This window comes from Rhodococcus sp. 15-649-2-2, assembly GCF_002258645.1.
Classification (GTDB): Bacteria; Actinomycetota; Actinomycetes; order Mycobacteriales; family Mycobacteriaceae; genus Rhodococcoides.
In genome coordinates this window covers 23,967-38,979 of the sequence record NZ_NPFM01000026.1, presented here as the reverse complement: position 1 = coordinate 38,979, position 15,013 = coordinate 23,967, and the positions used below count along the sequence as shown (strand labels likewise).

Here is a 15,013-nt window from a genome sequence, read left to right as displayed (position 1 = left end):
AAGGTGAGCACCACCGACAAAGAGCTCGAAGACAAGATCCGCACCCTGCTCGACGCCAGATCCCGCGACGCCACGATCTGCCCCTCCGACGTGGCACGAGCACTGTCCGACGACGGATGGCGCGAGCTGATGGAGCCGGTCCGCCGCGCTGCTCGCCGCATGGTCGACGCGGGAGAAGTCGAGATCACCCAGAAGGGGTCCGTGGTCGATCCCTCGACTGCGAAGGGCCCGATCCGTATTCGTTGGAAGCGTTGACCGGCGTCGTAAAAACGTGTCGGTGGGTGGGTATAGCTTTCGTTGTGTGAAGACATGGGGGGATGTGTTCGGGCTCGCGAACCAGGAATTGGTCTCCGAGCTCTCTGACGTGACCTCCCTCGAAAACGCACTCGCTGCAACCAGATTGACACTGCTCGCCGAAATCGACCGACGCGGCTTGGCGATGAAACTCGGTCACTCGTCCGTCACCCGCTGGTACGCCCGATCGGTCCGAATCACCGACGGATCAGCGGCCCGCCAGAACGCACTGGGGTACTGGCTGCACGATCACCACACTGTGCTCGATGCCCTCGCCTGCGGTGAGATTCACGCCGCTCACGCCGCAGCAATCGCCGAGGGCTACGACGTCGTCCTGCTGGCAGACCCCACCCTCGACGAGCAACGACGCGACGCAATCGTCGCCGAACTCCTCGACACCGCGATACGCAATACCGCCGGTCAGGTCACCTCACGTGCGCAAGCACTGGCGCACTCTGCGGCGGACGACGCCCGAGCTCGACACGAGAAGGACCGACGCGAGCAACAACAACGAGAGCAGGAAAAGAGGGAGCCGGAGCATCAAGATCAGGCGGGACGGAGCGATCACTCAGCGACTCCAAGCGGCAGGCTGCCCAATCCGGAACCGCCTGCACCCGAGCCTGTTCCGCCGACTCCCGCGCCGGCACCGGTGTCGGAGAACCCGGACCTGAACCGATTCGATCTTCATCCCCTTGCCAACGGCCGCTATCAATTCGGTGGCAACGCCGACCGGCTTCTCGCCGAGAAACTGCTCACCGCTTTGTCGCCGTTGACTGCACCGCGGCCAGGTCCCGGTGGCGAACGCGACCCACGTGGTCCCTCGCGACGTCGGGCCGACGCACTCGATCAGATCCTCGACCGACACCTACACGGCAGCACCCGCGGAACTGCAGGTGAGTCGCGGGCGTCGGTGCACCTGATCGTCCCACTACGAGACCTGCTCGCCCACGGCGGCAAAGAGCAACCCAGAAGCGCAACAACGGATTCGACGGGAACCGGTGCCGGCCACGACAGGGTCGGTTCCAGCGTTGATGCAGTGCGCCGCGAAGAGGGCGACAGCACCGGTCCCACCGACCCGCGTTCCGATGGCGCTGCCCGAGGCCATACCGACGCTCGCGGCGAAGCAACAGCCGGTGGTGATACTGCCGGTGGTGATCGTGCCGCGCAGAAGTCTGCGCCCGAGCCGGGCGACGCCGACTGGCCGTTCCACCTCGACTGGACCGGCCCGATCAGTCGCTTCCTTGCAGAACTTCTCACCTGCGACGCAGACCTGACCCCGGTCATCGTCGACCACCACGGTGTCCCTCTCGCGCTTGGGCGCACCACCAGACTCGCCAGCGACGACCAACGCATCGCCCTGACCATCCGCGACACCTGCTGCGTGATGTGTGGCCGCCCCGCGCAGTGGTGCCAAGCCCACCACGTGAAATTCTGAGAAGACGGTGGCGTAACCGATCTGAACAACCTCGCGCTGGTCTGCGGAGAATGCCACCGACTCGTCCACCACGGCGACTGGCAAATGATCATGGGCGACGACGGACACCCCTACGCCATCCCACCCGAATCCGTCGACCCCCCAAGACAACCCATCCCCAGCTACCACCGACGAAAACGGCGAGCAGCCTGAGGACAGGTCAACCGCGCAACTCTCGCTTGAGCAGCTTCCCGCTCTGGTTGCGCGGTAACTCGTCGACGAACGTGACGGTCTTGGGCACCTTGAACGGCGCGATGCGACCCTTGACGTGGTCGATCAACGCCTCCGCCGACAACTCCTGCCCGTCTTTCAGCACAACGACAGCCGTCACCGCCTCGATCCACCGGTCGTCGGGGGTCCCGATCACCGCGACCTCGGCCACCGCCGAATGGGTGTAGATCGCATCCTCCACTTCGCGTGACGCGACGAGAATGCCGCCGGTATTGATCACGTCCTTGATCCGGTCGACCACGGTGATGAACCCTTCGGCATCGCGGGTCACCAGGTCGCCGGAATGAAACCACCCGTCCGAGAATGCATCTGCCGTCGCCTCCGGCTTGTCCCAGTAGCCGTCACACAACTGAGGGGAACGGTAGAGGATCTCGCCGGGCTCACCGTCCGGCACATCGTTGCCGTCGGCGTCGACGACGCGGGTCTCGACGAAGAACACCGCGCGGCCGCACGACGCCGGCCTCGCTTCGTGCTCGGCAGGCTGCAATACCGTTGCCAGCGGCCCTATTTCGGACTGCCCGAAACAGTTGTAGAACTCGATGTCCGGATACCGCTCTCGCAGTCGGGTGAGCACTGTGACCGGCATGATCGACGACCCGTACTGCGCCTTCTTCAACGACGAGAGGTCGCGCGTCTCCAGATCGGGGTGATTGGCCAGCGGAACCCAGACCGTCGGGGCCAGGAACAGCGACTTGATCTTCTCTTCTTCGATGCGGCGCAGGATTTCCGGAACGTCGGGCTTACGCATCAAACGCACAGTGGCACCCACAGACAGGTACGGGAGCATGAACACGTGCATCCCCGCCGAGTGGTACATCGGCATCACGAGCAGCGGATCGTCGTCCTGGGTGAACCCGAGCGCGATGACACACGAGACGTACTCCGCAACCAGCGCACCGTGAGACATCATCGCGCCCTTCGGTTTCGACGTCGTTCCGGAGGTGTAGAGCAACTGAGCGAGGTCGGTCGAATCGGCGGCGGGTTCGAGTTCGGAGCCGTCGCCGTCTATGCCCAGTACATCGGGAAGGGAGACCACGTGCTCGATCGTCAGGTCTCCACGAACGGACTCGAGGGTTGCCGTCAACGCCGGGTCCACGAGAACCACGCGGGAGCCCGACTGTTCCAGCAAGTACTGCAATTCCTCGCCCACGAGCGCGTAGTTGATCGGAACGTGCACCAATCCGGCTCGCGCACAAGCAAGGAACGCAACGACGTACGCATCCGAGTTCACGCCGTACGCCGCGACGCGGTCACCCTTGTTCAATCCCAACGCGATCAGTCGTCGGGCGGCACGGGTAACCGCGATATCGAGTTCTCCGTAGGTGTGACTGCGTCCCTCGAACGTCACGGCGAGACGGTCGGGGAATTTCGCTGCCGACCGTCGCAGGACGCCGTCGACGGTGTTCACTCGTGTTCCGCTGCTCATCACCCGACGTTATAGGACGTCCAAGCATTTCTTCCCGTGTTTGGCTGCCCTTACGGTTCGCACCGGACAAGTGGGGCATGCGGGAAGGTATGACAGCCAAACAAGCACTCGACAGCCTCGAATCGGCCTCCTTCCTCGACGGAGCCGGCAACGCGATCAACGGAGTCCTCGCGCCCGCACTCGACGACACCGCCGTCGGTTCCGCGCTCCGCGGCCGGTGGATCGGACACCCGATCCACCCAGCGCTGGTCAACATCACCATCGGCAGCTGGACGAGCGCAGTGGTTCTCGACCTGATGAATCACCAGTCCCGGGCGAGCAAACTGGTCATCTCCGTCGGGCTGGCGTCCGCGCCCGCCGCTATCGCCACCGGTTGGGCCGACTGGTCGACGATGAACGTTCGCCAGCGGCGGGTCGGGATGATCCACGCGGCCTCGAACGCGACCGGCGTATTCCTGTACCTCGGCTCCTACCTACGACGCCGCAAGCACACCGACGGTGTTGCCAAAGCGCTCGCCGCGGCTGGTCTCGCTTCCGCCAGCGTGGGTGGACTCATCGGAGGTCACCTCGCCTACAGCTCCACCGGGGAGGAATCAGCCCTGACCGGCAAGCACGACATGTGATTCGCGCGGTGCCGACGCCGGCGGGTGCCCGCAGCCTGTCAGCAATTGTTCGGCTCACCGACCTTCACCGCGGACAGCAGTGCATCCCCCTCACCGATGAGAGTCCCTGCGGGTGGATCCTGCGCTACGACAATCCAGTTCGAGTCGTTGACCTGCATCCGGCTCGCACCGGACGCATCGACACTCCGGGAGTAGAAGACCCCTGCCGCCTGAATCGCATTCTGAGCAGTCTGCAGATTCATACACACGACCGGAGGCATGGCGACGAGGACGGGCTCCGCAGCAGGCGGTTCGGACGCGGTGGTGTCCGGGACGACAGTCCTTTCGGCCGTTGTGGGCGCGGGAGCGGTCGCCTCCACGGTCACTGTCCGCACTTCGGTTCGAACCTCGGGTTCGGTGGAGTCCGTGGATCCGCAGCCCGCGAGGACGAACACAGGAAGGGCGAGCACGATGGTCGATCGCACGCGGAAACGACTGTTGCTCGTCATGAATACCTTTCGACACGACCGACAGCCTGATGCAACCGGTGCCCATGAGAGATCGCCAAACCGGTAAGTCTGTTACGGCTGGTGCTCTCCGAGCATTTCCGTACGCCGTACGGTAGACTGCGGCGGCCCCGGGCGAACCAGCGCCGGGGGCGGCGAAAGGCGACTCCCGCGCAATGACTCCAGCCCAGCCGATGATCTCCACTCCGCCAGCGACACCTGCCCACGATCTGTCCACCATCGTCGTTCGAGGTGCCCGCGAGAACAATCTTCGCGATGTGAACCTCGACCTGCCCAAACGCTCGCTCGTCGTGTTCGCGGGCGTCTCCGGGTCGGGGAAGTCATCACTCGTGTTCGACACCATCGCTGCCGAAGCTCAACGGCAGATCAACTCCACGTTCACCGCGTTCGCGCAGACGTTCCTTCCGTCCTACGGCCGTCCCGACGCGGATCTGATCGCCAACCTGTCGGCCGTCGTGATCGTCGATCAGAAGCGACTCTTTGGTGGCCCGCGTTCGACGGTCGGCACCATCACCGACATCGGCGACTGGCTGCGCATGCTCTGGTCCCGAGGCATCACTCCGTCGATCGGGTACGCCAACGCATTCTCGTTCAACGACCCCGCCGGCATGTGCCCCGAGTGCGAGGGGCTCGGCGAAGCAAAGGTCGTCGACCTCGGCGAACTGGTGGACGAGTCGAAGTCCTTGCGAGAAGGGCCGTTCAAGCATCCGGACTTCGAGGTCGGCAAATGGCCGTACCGGGTGTTCTCCGACTCGGGTCTGTTCGACCTGGACGTCCCGATCGAGCAGTACTCGGCCCGCGAGCGCCACATCTTCTTCGACGCCAAGCCCGGCGAGGTCGAGGTGACGAACCCCGACGCAGTCATGAAGAGCTACGAGGGCATCGTCTCCCGCTTCCGACGCAGCTATCTGGCGAAGGACGCCGATGCGCTCAAGGGAAAGTCCAAGCTGGCGTTCGAGCGCATCGTCACCCGGGGCACCTGCGAGGCCTGCGGCGGCTCCCGCTACAACGAGACCGTCCGAGGTGCCACCCTCGAGGAGCTTTCCCTCCCCGAGGCGTTCGCCATGCAGGTATCCGAACTCGCCGATCGCATCGACGGTTGGAAGATCAAGGGCTTGGGCACCTTCACGAGCGAAATCGTCACGCAGCTCCGCAGACTCGTCGATCTCGGACTGGGCTACCTCAGCCTGGACCGCGCTACGTCGTCGCTCTCCGGTGGTGAATCTCAGCGCATCAAGATGGTCCGGCACCTGGGAGCCACACTCAACGACATGCTCTACGTTTTCGACGAGCCGACCACCGGGTTGCATCCTCGCGACGTGCACCGCCTCGACGACATGCTGCTCGCGCTCCGCGACAAGGGCAACACCGTCCTCGTCGTCGAGCACGACCCCGAGGTGATGGCCATCGCCGACCGCATCGTCGAGATCGGACCCGGTGCTGGAAAGGCCGGCGGCACAGTCGTGTTCGAGGGAACCTACGACGAGCTGCGTGACGCCGACACCCGGACCGGTGCCGCACTACGACGCGAGAACATCGAATTGCGCACTCCGCGTGCCCCTTCCGGCTGGTTGAGCATCACCGGAGCAAGCACCCACAATCTGCGCGACGTCAGCGTCGACGTTCCGCTGGGGGTGCTGACCGCCGTCACCGGGGTCGCCGGTTCCGGAAAGTCTTCGCTCATCCACGGACACCTCCGCGAGGCCGCGCCGGACGCCGTGATCATCGACCAGGCACCCATCCGCGGCTCGCGCCGCTCCTCCCCCGCGACGTACACCGGACTCCTCGACCCGATCCGCGCGTACTTCGCCAAGAAGACCGGCCAGCCGCCATCGCTGTTCTCACCCAACTCCGACGGTGCCTGCCCCGACTGCCAGGGCAGTGGCGTGATCTTCACCGACCTCGGTTTCACCGACCCGGTGACCAGCACGTGCGAGACGTGCCAGGGCAGGCGATTTCGGTCGGGCGCGATCCGGCACACCGTCGACGGCATCAGCATCGCCGACATCTTCGAGATGTCCGTCGAGGACGCGCAGGACTTCTTCGACATCAAGAAGATCCGCGACATCCTGCGGCGGTGCCGAGACGTGGGGCTCGGCTACCTCTCCCTCGGCCAGAACCTCTCCTCGTTGTCCGGTGGCGAGCGCCAACGCCTCAAGCTCGCCACCGAGCTGGTCGGATCGTCACCGGTGTTGGTACTCGACGAACCGACGACCGGTCTACACCCGTCGGACGTGTCGAATCTGATCGCGTTGCTGTCCGGGATGGTCGACGAGGGCAGATCGGTGATCGTCATCGAACACAACCTGGACATCGTTGCCGCCGCCGATTGGGTCATCGACCTCGGCCCCGACGGCGGGCACAACGGCGGCCTGATCACGTTCACCGGACCGGTGGACGGGCTGCTCACCTCGGACACCCACACCGGGCGGTACCTGGCGCGCAGCCTGGGACGGTGACCGAAGACCCGATAGTGTTGGCCCTCCAGGGACATCGGACACAGGAGTTGCAGTGCAGCGTCGATCGGCACGAATGATCTCAGCAGGGTTCGCGGCCGTCGCGCTTCTCGCAGCCGGGTGCGGTGGCGCGACGACCGATACCCCGGCCACCACCTCAGCCGCCGCGCCGACCGGGGAATTCCCCAAGTCGATCGCGTCGGGCTCTGACGGTGGGACCGTCACCATCGACGCGATGCCCCGCACGATCGTCTCGCTCAGCCCGACGGCGACGGAGACCCTGTTCGCCGTCGGCGCGGGTGAGCAGGTTGCGGCCGTCGACGATCAGTCGGACTATCCGGCCGACGCGCCCAAGACCGGCCTGTCGGCATTCACGCCGAGCCTCGAGGCGATCGTTGCGTACGACCCCGATCTGGTGATCACCTCCACCGACTTGGGCATCGTGACATCCACCCTGGCCGAGGCGGGGGTCCCGACGCTGTTGCTGCCGGCCGCGGCAAGCCTTGACGACGCGTACTCGCAGATCGAACAAGTGGCCGACGCGACCGGGCACGACGCCGAAGGCGACGCAGTGGTCGCGCAGATGCGTGACCGGATCGATGCGGCCGTCGCCAGCGTGCCGACGCGCGAAGAGCCACTGACGTACTTCCACGAACTCGACGACACGCTGTACACCGTGACCAGCCAGAGCTTCGTCGGGCAGATCTACGGCCTCTTCGGTCTGCAGAGCATCGCCGACGGCTCCGATGCAGGCGACTACCCGCAGCTGTCCGCAGAGACGGTGATCACCGCGGACCCCGACGTCGTCTTTCTCGCCGACGCCCAATGCTGCGGAGTGACAGACCGATCCGTCGCAGCTCGGCCGGGGTGGGGGTCGATGCGCGCCGTCCGGGACGGCAGGATCTTCCCGATGGACGAAGATCTGTCGAGTCGATGGGGTCCTCGAATCGCGGACCAGGTGGAGGCCGTCGCCGCGGTGGTGCAGCAGATTCCGACGTAATCACTCGTACCCGATCCGCACCTCGTCTACGAACTCCTCTGCTGCCCAACCCAATCGAGCCCTGGTCACGTCGGGCAGGGTGACCGTCATCTGTACGAGGTACAGATCGACAATGTGGTGGACGACGACATAGCGGGTCCGGGCGAACAGCGTCCGACCGTCCCAGTCGTATCGACCGGCGATCGAGACGGACGGGAGTCCGCGCAGCGGTGCTCGGTCGCGACTGACCTCGGCCCAACCGGGCAACGCCCGTGAGTCTCCGAACCCGCACTCCAGCAGCGATATCGGATCCACCGATCGCGTGAACTTCCCCACCAGAGCCATTGCATTCGGCACGAACCCGTCGACGGCATTCGCCGGCGAACACAGCACCGCGGTGGCATGCGGGAACAAGTGCTCGGGAACCAGGTCCCAGCCCGGCATTGTCGGCAGTTCGAGACCGAACCTGTTGCATTCGCTGCGATGCACGGGCACGAGCTCGACACCCTGCTGCTCGAGGAAACTTTCGATCGAGCCCTCTCGAACCGTCACTGAACAGCATCCCTTCGAGCGGAAGTAGATGCGGCTCGGTCGGCGCGGATACGCTCGATCAGACCGGGCGGACGCAGCAATTCACGCGCATCGTCCTGGCCCAGCTGCGCACGAGCCCAGGGATTGTCGCGACACCATTGCAACAGGGCATACAACGAGTTGGGCTCGACTTTCTTCTCGCACACCATCAGCGTCAGTTCCTGATCCGATTCGCTGTCGGCTGCGCGGTACGCGACTCGGATAGTGGGGTACCAGTGCGGATGTGACAGGGCCGGATTCGGATGCGTCTGCGGTTGCAGCTCGACGATCCCGTCCCACGGCACGACGGTGACGGCTGTGGTGACCTTCCACCCGCGGCGACGATAGATCTCTTGCACAATGCCATCGGGATGCAGTGAAATTCTGGTCCGGTTGACGACGAGCACACTCAACGCGAAGAACAGCAGACATATCGGAGCGCCGAAGTGCGACATGACTACGATCTTCAGCTGGTGCCGCGCAGCACCTACGGGTTCGTCTGCTCCCCACTGGACGTAAGTCATGCCGGCCACCAACGCGAATGCAAGTATTCCGCTGCGGTACAACACATTCCCCCGCCCCGGCACTGCCACGCCCCGGCCGACTCCGGCGACGTTCACCGGTCGCACGAAACGTGAAAGCCGGGCAGATCCGATGCCGGACAACAATACTGCGAGGGTGAGCGGCAAGAGCATCAACAACGTCAGCCAGGACATGGAGAGGAGTGTGTCCGCGTCGATTGTTCTCAGCAGCCCGGCAGTCACGATTGTCGCCACAAGGACGACAGACAGAACGCCGAGAGCTACGAGCCACCCCAGGTGAACACTGCGCCACGTTCTCACCCACAGTGGATACTTCTGTCCTACCACGCTTTTGCTCAGCACATCCTCACGCTGTGGCGTCCGGCTGTGCCTGTACTCGCTCATTTCCCTGCCGCCTCGAACAGCTTGTCCACTCCGTAGCTGACGAGTCCGCCCAGAGCGATTCCGGCAGCAGCGCCGGCCACCGTGCCCGGCCCCGGAAGAAAAGAACCCGCCAGGCCGCCCACCGCACCGAACGCCCACGTCGCAACTGCTCCAGCGGCTATCGGTGTGGCCTCGACGACGACCGCTTCGGCCGGGTTCATCCCGTCATCAATTTTTCCCGCGATCCCGGGAATCGCGCCCGCAACGACTCCGAAGACCCCGAGCCCACGGCCGATGTTCTTGGCAACATCGTCGACGGAATCGACACCGGGAAGTTCCAGCGCCCGCCTCGTCACGGCTGCCATGCCGCCGATCACCGTCGATGCTACGGTCGTCGGCCAGTCCGGCATCCACGAGAACGATCCGTCCGGGTTCTCGACGAACTTTCCCGGCGGGCTGCCCAGCGCAAGAGCGGTCAGCAGCTTCGTGGGCTCGGCCAACTGCTGCGCAGCATCGAGCGCCGCCCGCTCTGCCTGCTTCAGAGCATCTTGGATGTCTTCCGTCAACTGCGCTGCAGCAGAGCGCAGTTCGTCGGCCTGGCGTACTTTCTCTTCACCCAGGCTGTCCGGAATCAGCGCGATCATCCCGTCGGGATCGACCACACCGTCTGTCTGAACGGCGAACCCGCTCGCGGTCGCCGCCGACACCTGCGCCTGCAGGTGCGCCTTCGCGGCGTCGACCATTCCTGCTGCGGTCTCGAATGCCTGACCGAGTGAATCGATCTCACCGCACACCGAGCTCATCCGGGAGCATTCGGTCACCACGCGTTCTGCCGCGGCGCTCGCTGCCTCGCCGGTCCACGTCTCGGCCAGCACATCCTGCTCCTCCAACACCCCGGTGCGCTGGCCGTTGACGCGCTCGACGATCTCGGCCAGTTCGATCATCGTCTTGCGCATCGACTCCGGCTCCCAGCCCGCAACGTGCGGCACGGTCGGCGTCATTTCGGCTGATCCATCGCAGCGAGGCGGCGGGAGAGTTCGTCGTCGGCGATCTCGTAGTTCTGCGCGACGCCGCGGGCGATGTCTGCGACGCATTCGGCCCGGCCGGCCAGTGCTGAAACGGCTCCCGCCGCCGCTGCCGCGGCCGCCGCACATGCTGCGCCGAAGTCGGTACCCTGCAGCGCATTCTCGGACTCGCGGAACGGGGCGAGGGTATCCAACTCGGCGATCGCCTCCCCCGTTCCCGACAACACATTCGAAAACTGCCGCAGGATCACTGGATCCACATTCACTGTCATGACGCTCCCCCGAGTCGCACCGTATCGACGCCCGGTGAATCGGCGTCATCGGGTTTGACGCCCGTGGGCTCGGATCGGTTCCGTCCGGTCCGATTCCGGAGTCGTGAATGCGGCGGGTACCGTTGGCCCGGCTAACGACCCAAGGGGGCAACCGCATGAACGGCCGTCGACTGTCGTTCGCTGCCGCAGCCGGACTCGCGGCGGCGATGGGCGTCGGGCGATTCGTGTTCACGCCGCTACTACCGATCATGGTCGACGCGGCGGAGGTGACACCGAGCAGCGGTGCCGTCATCGCGACCGCGAACTACGCCGGCTATCTCGTCGGCGCAATCGTGCTGTCCGTGCGCCCGTCGATCAATACGACGACATCGTTCCGACTGTGGACAGTGGTCCTCGTCGCCAGCGAGTTGGCCATGGCTACAGTCCATTCCACCGCAGCGTTCTCTGCACTGCGATTCCTGGCGGGCCTGGCGAGCGCCGCAGTCTTCATCGCGTGCGCGAGCACCGTGACGAAGCATCGCGCCGACGGTGCCTCACCCGGTATCGCGTTCGGCGGTGTCGGCGCAGGCATCGCGGCGTCGGGAATTCTGACGCTGCTTCTCGGACCGCACCTGTCCTGGGAGGCGCTGTGGGTGTGCTCGGCGCTGCTGACGGTGGTCCTCATCGCCCCGGCGTGGACGCTTTCGGTGCATCCCGAGCCCACAACGCGTGCTGTACCCGGCGAGTTCGACCGCAGAACCCGAACCGTATGGCGGACATTGCTGTTCGCGTACTTCCTCGAGGGTCTCGGCTACATCATCGTCGGTACGTTTCTCGTGGCGACGGTCGGTGGCCACGGCAGCACATCGGTGGGTCCGACGGTGTGGATCGTCGTCGGATTCGCCGCGGTACCGGCGACGGTGCTGTGGCAGGCGGTCGCCCGCAAAACCAGCATGCGCAACGCCCTGGTGGCAGCGTTCGCTTTGCAATCGATCGCAGCGGTACTCCCCGCCCTGACCGGGAACACCGTCGCCGCAGTGTTCTCGGCTCTGCTGTTCGGCGGAACGTTCATGGGCATCACGATGCTGACGATGAGCACCGCTCAGACACTGCCCATCGGACGTACCGCGGCGACGCTGACCGCGGTCTACGGCGTCGGGCAGGTACTCGGCCCACTGATCGTCGCACCTGCCATCGGCGACTCCTATTCGATTGCCTTCGCTGTCGCGACGGGAGTGCTCGTGCTCGGGACTGCCGGGGCCGTACAGGTGTCCCGACTGACCGCGTGGCGCTGAGGACAGAGCACTCGGCTCAGTGCTGTGGGTCGTAACCCGGAACTTGTGCCAGAGTCTCGAACGTGCGTGCCCGGCCCCATTCCACGTGGGCGAACGCAACAGCGGCAGCCAAGTCCGGGTCCCCCTTGGCGATGGCGTCGACCAGAGAGACATGCTCCCCGTGCCGCAGCGACGGATCCCTTTCGAGGTTGGCCATGTTGAGGCGATTGCTGCGCTCCCGCAACGGTTCCATGATGACCGGGAACAGCCTGTTGGCGGACAATGCCTCGATCCCCGAGTGCACTCCTGAGCTCGCGTGATGAAATTCGAGTAGATCGCCCCGGTCGAGCGCTGCACCTGCACGGGACACGGCATCGACCAACGACGAGGAATCCGAACCCGCCGCCACCGCGGACGCTGCCCGTCGAGCCACGAGTGGCTCGAGCGCAGACCTGATGTCGTACAACTCGTCGACCGAACTTCGGGTCACGGCCGTGACCACGGCAGGACGTCTCGGCGACAGCGTGACCAACCCGGCTGCTTCGAGCAACGGAAGCGCCTCCCGAATCGGCACCCTCGACACCTGGAGCTCAGCTCCCAGGTTGCGCTCGCTCAGCGTTTCACCAGGCTCGAGGCGGCCGTCGAGGATGCGTGTTCTGATCGCTTCGAACACCGAACGCGACAGCGATTCGCGACCTTCAGTGGATGCCATGATGCTTGTATACCAGCGAACTGAAGGTATACCGCGTATCCACAGGTGACATCGGCAGACTTTGCCTGACGAAGACCTAGACAGGAAGCGGCAGGTGAGAGGACCTGGAAACACAAGTGTTACCGCCGAGAAACCTTCCGTGGCGCAGAGCTCAGTAAATTCTCCGCTGTTGGTATACCACTGAACGAGAGGCACTGGGATGAGCGTCCCGACCACGAACGAGAAGCCGTCACCGATCGACCCACCGCCCGAGCAGAGCAGTCTCAGCGAACAGATCGAGGCGTCGTACTCGAAGATCGGCCTCACCACAGCTCACTTCGGCATCGTCGCCATGGTCCTGTTCGGTGTGTTCTTCGACGCCGTCGAACAGAATGCCGTCGGCATCACCGGTCCGCTCCTGCGTGAATCCTGGGGTCTCGGTGGCACCGAGATCGGACTGCTGAACACCGCGACGTTCACCGCCGTCGCACTCGGGCGCATCCTGGCCGGAGCGGTGATGGACCGTTTCGGTCGTCGAACCCTCCTCGGTGCCAACCTTCTCGTCTTCGCGTTCGGCTCGCTACTGTGCGCATTCGCACCCAACTACGAGGTGTTGGTGGGCGCTCGATTCCTGGTCGGTCTCGGACTCGGCGGTGAAATCGCCGTGGCGGTGATCATGCTCTCGGAGTTCTTCTCCGCCAAGCATCGTGGTACCGCGGTCGGCATGATCAACGTCGCGGCTGCCGGCCTGGGCAACATGCTCGCTCCACTGTTCGGGGTCATCGTCTTCGCGATCTTCACCGGTGACGACCGCTGGCGTTGGCTGTTCGGTCTGCTCGTACTGCCCGCACTCGCGGTCGTGTTCTATCGCCGCTCGCTTCCGGAAACACCTCGCTTCCTCGCCGCGACGGGCCGTGTGGCCGAGGCCAATACCGTCATCAACCGTCTGGCGCAGGGCAAGCTTCGCGGCACCCTCGACTCCGAGCTTCAGTACTTGAACATCGATACCTCGGTCGACGATCACGCCGCACCGCGCGCACGGTGGACGGAAATGTTCGGGCGGCGTTACCGCAGAAGCACTCTCGCCCTCGGCATCGCCGTCTGCATGTCCTACGCAGCACAGATCTCGATGCTCACGCTGATCCCCGTCATCCTGACCGAGCGGGGCATGTCGATCTCGAGTGCGCTCTGGTACACCCTCGTGATGCAGTCCGGGTCGCTGATCGGCGCGCTGACCGCTGCGCTCATCGCTCGCAAACTCCCCCGCAAGGTCACGCTGACCGGTGGCGCTGTGCTCGGTATTGTCGCCGGACTCGGATTCGGCTTCTTCGCAACGTCCATCGGCCTCGTACTGTTCTTCGGTGCTCTGTTCAATTTCTCGGTCATCATCCTCAACACGACGATCTGGCTGTTCGCACCCGAGCAATACCCGACTCGCATTCGTGGCCTCGCGACGTCGGTGATCCTGGCGCTGGGCTCTCTCTCCGGCGGACTGTTCCCGCTCATCGCCGGAGCCGTTCTCGACTCGTCCGGCGTCGGCGCGATGTTCGGGATGCTGGCAGGGCTGTTCATCGTATGCGCGATCGCCGTTCAGTTCCCGAAAGAGACCTTCGGACAACCCATGCCGGAAGATGGCTGAACCGTGAAGATTCTCCTGATCAATCCCAACTCGAACACTGCAACGACGCAGCTGCTCGTCGACGTCGCGCGGCGTTGGCTCTACGACACAGAGTTCACCGTCATCGGGGTCACCGCGGGTACCGGACCGGCGATGATCACCGGCACCGAACAGTTGCGTGCTGCCGGAGCGGATGTCGTAGCAGCGGCCCTCGACGCGATCGAGCACCATGACCCGGCCGCCGTGATCGTCGGCGCGTTCGGTGATCCCGGTGCGGCCGAACTCCGAACCCTCGTCGACATTCCGGTCGTCGGGATCGGCGAGGCAGGAATCCTGCACGCCGCACGAGGCGGTCGCCGCTTCGCGATCGCCACCACCACAGCCGATCTCGCCGCCCCACTCGATGCACTGACTCGTGCCACCGTGCCCGACGGCGATTTCGCGGGTGTGTTCCTCACTGCGTCATCGCCGTTGGTCCTGGCCGAGGACCTGGCATCGAGCGTTGTCGAACTGGGAACAGCGGTCGATGCAGCAGTGGCCGCCGGAGCGAGCGCCGTCGTCATCGGCGGCGGACCGTTGAGCGATTCGGCTCGGCGGCTGGCGCTGCGCACCGACGTGGACGTCATCGAGCCGGTTCCGAGTGCCGTTGCGATGGTCGTCGACAGAATCTCGAGCGCGGTGCGCAGCTAG

General features: G+C 64.8%; 15 protein-coding genes and 1 pseudogene. 9 read left to right on the top strand and 7 right to left on the bottom strand.

The window, feature by feature from the left end; genetic code table 11:
- Window positions 1-3: 3 nt before the first annotated feature.
- The 3 genes and pseudogenes from CH305_RS29490 to CH305_RS29750 form a co-directional block, all read left to right on the top strand.
- Window positions 4-255 (top strand): DUF3253 domain-containing protein, encoded by a 252-nt coding sequence (locus CH305_RS29490; RefSeq protein ID WP_230592547.1) that lies wholly within the window; start codon window positions 4-6, stop codon window positions 253-255.
- 46 nt (window positions 256-301) lie between these two features.
- Window positions 302-1,729 carry a DUF222 domain-containing protein gene (locus tag CH305_RS16760; RefSeq protein ID WP_256983814.1) on the top strand — a complete coding sequence of 476 codons (1,428 nt, stop codon included), beginning with the start codon at window positions 302-304 and terminating at the stop codon, window positions 1,727-1,729.
- A gap of 9 nt (window positions 1,730-1,738) precedes the next feature.
- Window positions 1,739-1,921, top strand: a pseudogene (locus tag CH305_RS29750) (HNH endonuclease); the annotation flags it as partial.
- A gap of 7 nt (window positions 1,922-1,928) precedes the next feature.
- Here CH305_RS29750 and CH305_RS16750 read toward each other — a convergent pair.
- Window positions 1,929-3,425 (bottom strand): acyl-CoA synthetase, encoded by a 1,497-nt coding sequence (locus CH305_RS16750; protein ID WP_094704306.1) that lies wholly within the window; start codon window positions 3,423-3,425, stop codon window positions 1,929-1,931.
- A gap of 89 nt (window positions 3,426-3,514) precedes the next feature.
- Between CH305_RS16750 and CH305_RS16745 the strand changes: the two genes are divergently transcribed.
- Window positions 3,515-4,048 carry a DUF2231 domain-containing protein gene (locus tag CH305_RS16745; RefSeq protein WP_094704305.1) on the top strand — a complete coding sequence of 178 codons (534 nt, stop codon included), beginning with the start codon at window positions 3,515-3,517 and terminating at the stop codon, window positions 4,046-4,048.
- 38 nt (window positions 4,049-4,086) lie between these two features.
- On the opposite strand, the gene CH305_RS29485 is transcribed toward CH305_RS16745, so the two are convergent.
- Window positions 4,087-4,536 (bottom strand): hypothetical protein, encoded by a 450-nt coding sequence (locus CH305_RS29485; protein WP_256983813.1) that lies wholly within the window; start codon window positions 4,534-4,536, stop codon window positions 4,087-4,089.
- A gap of 173 nt (window positions 4,537-4,709) precedes the next feature.
- On the opposite strand from CH305_RS29485, the gene CH305_RS16735 reads away from it, so the two are divergent.
- Complete coding sequence (locus CH305_RS16735) at window positions 4,710-7,013, top strand: excinuclease ABC subunit UvrA (RefSeq protein WP_218828597.1); 2,304 nt, start codon at window positions 4,710-4,712, stop codon at window positions 7,011-7,013.
- Window positions 7,014-7,086: 73 nt separating this feature from the next.
- Entirely contained in the window at window positions 7,087-8,010 is a 924-nt protein-coding gene (locus tag CH305_RS16730; RefSeq protein ID WP_094704303.1) for an ABC transporter substrate-binding protein, read from the top strand.
- Here CH305_RS16730 and CH305_RS16725 read toward each other — a convergent pair whose 3' ends face one another.
- Genes CH305_RS16725 through CH305_RS16710 form a run of 4 tightly spaced genes read right to left on the bottom strand, consistent with a single transcriptional unit; the run spans window position 8,011 to window position 10,761 of the window.
- Entirely contained in the window at window positions 8,011-8,541 is a 531-nt protein-coding gene (locus CH305_RS16725; RefSeq protein ID WP_179278317.1) for an LpqN/LpqT family lipoprotein, read from the bottom strand.
- On the bottom strand, window positions 8,538-9,485 hold the full coding sequence (locus CH305_RS16720; protein WP_143545289.1) for a hypothetical protein: 948 nt from the start codon (window positions 9,483-9,485) through the stop codon (window positions 8,538-8,540). The genes CH305_RS16725 and CH305_RS16720 overlap by 4 nt, the downstream gene beginning before the upstream one ends.
- Window positions 9,482-10,465: a hypothetical protein gene (locus tag CH305_RS16715; RefSeq protein WP_094704300.1), complete on the bottom strand. Its 984-nt coding sequence runs from the start codon at window positions 10,463-10,465 to the stop codon at window positions 9,482-9,484. The genes CH305_RS16720 and CH305_RS16715 overlap by 4 nt, the downstream gene beginning before the upstream one ends.
- Complete coding sequence (locus CH305_RS16710) at window positions 10,462-10,761, bottom strand: type VII secretion target (RefSeq protein ID WP_094704299.1); 300 nt, start codon at window positions 10,759-10,761, stop codon at window positions 10,462-10,464. The genes CH305_RS16715 and CH305_RS16710 overlap by 4 nt, the downstream gene beginning before the upstream one ends.
- Before the next feature lie 155 nt (window positions 10,762-10,916).
- On the opposite strand from CH305_RS16710, the gene CH305_RS16705 reads away from it, so the two are divergent.
- Entirely contained in the window at window positions 10,917-12,035 is a 1,119-nt protein-coding gene (locus CH305_RS16705; RefSeq protein WP_094704298.1) for a YbfB/YjiJ family MFS transporter, read from the top strand.
- Window positions 12,036-12,051: 16 nt separating this feature from the next.
- Here the strand turns inward: CH305_RS16705 and CH305_RS16700 are convergent, their stop codons facing one another.
- The gene (locus tag CH305_RS16700; RefSeq protein ID WP_037148513.1) at window positions 12,052-12,726 is read right to left on the bottom strand and encodes a GntR family transcriptional regulator; all 675 of its coding nucleotides are present in this window, start codon (window positions 12,724-12,726) and stop codon (window positions 12,052-12,054) included.
- A 199-nt stretch (window positions 12,727-12,925) separates the two neighbouring features.
- Here CH305_RS16700 and CH305_RS16695 point away from each other — a divergent pair, with 199 nt between their 5' ends.
- Both CH305_RS16695 and CH305_RS16690 read left to right on the top strand, forming a co-directional pair.
- Window positions 12,926-14,344 carry an MFS transporter gene (locus CH305_RS16695; RefSeq protein ID WP_094704297.1) on the top strand — a complete coding sequence of 473 codons (1,419 nt, stop codon included), beginning with the start codon at window positions 12,926-12,928 and terminating at the stop codon, window positions 14,342-14,344.
- Between the two features lie 3 nt (window positions 14,345-14,347).
- Window positions 14,348-15,013 carry an aspartate/glutamate racemase family protein gene (locus tag CH305_RS16690; protein WP_037148516.1) on the top strand — a complete coding sequence of 222 codons (666 nt, stop codon included), beginning with the start codon at window positions 14,348-14,350 and terminating at the stop codon, window positions 15,011-15,013.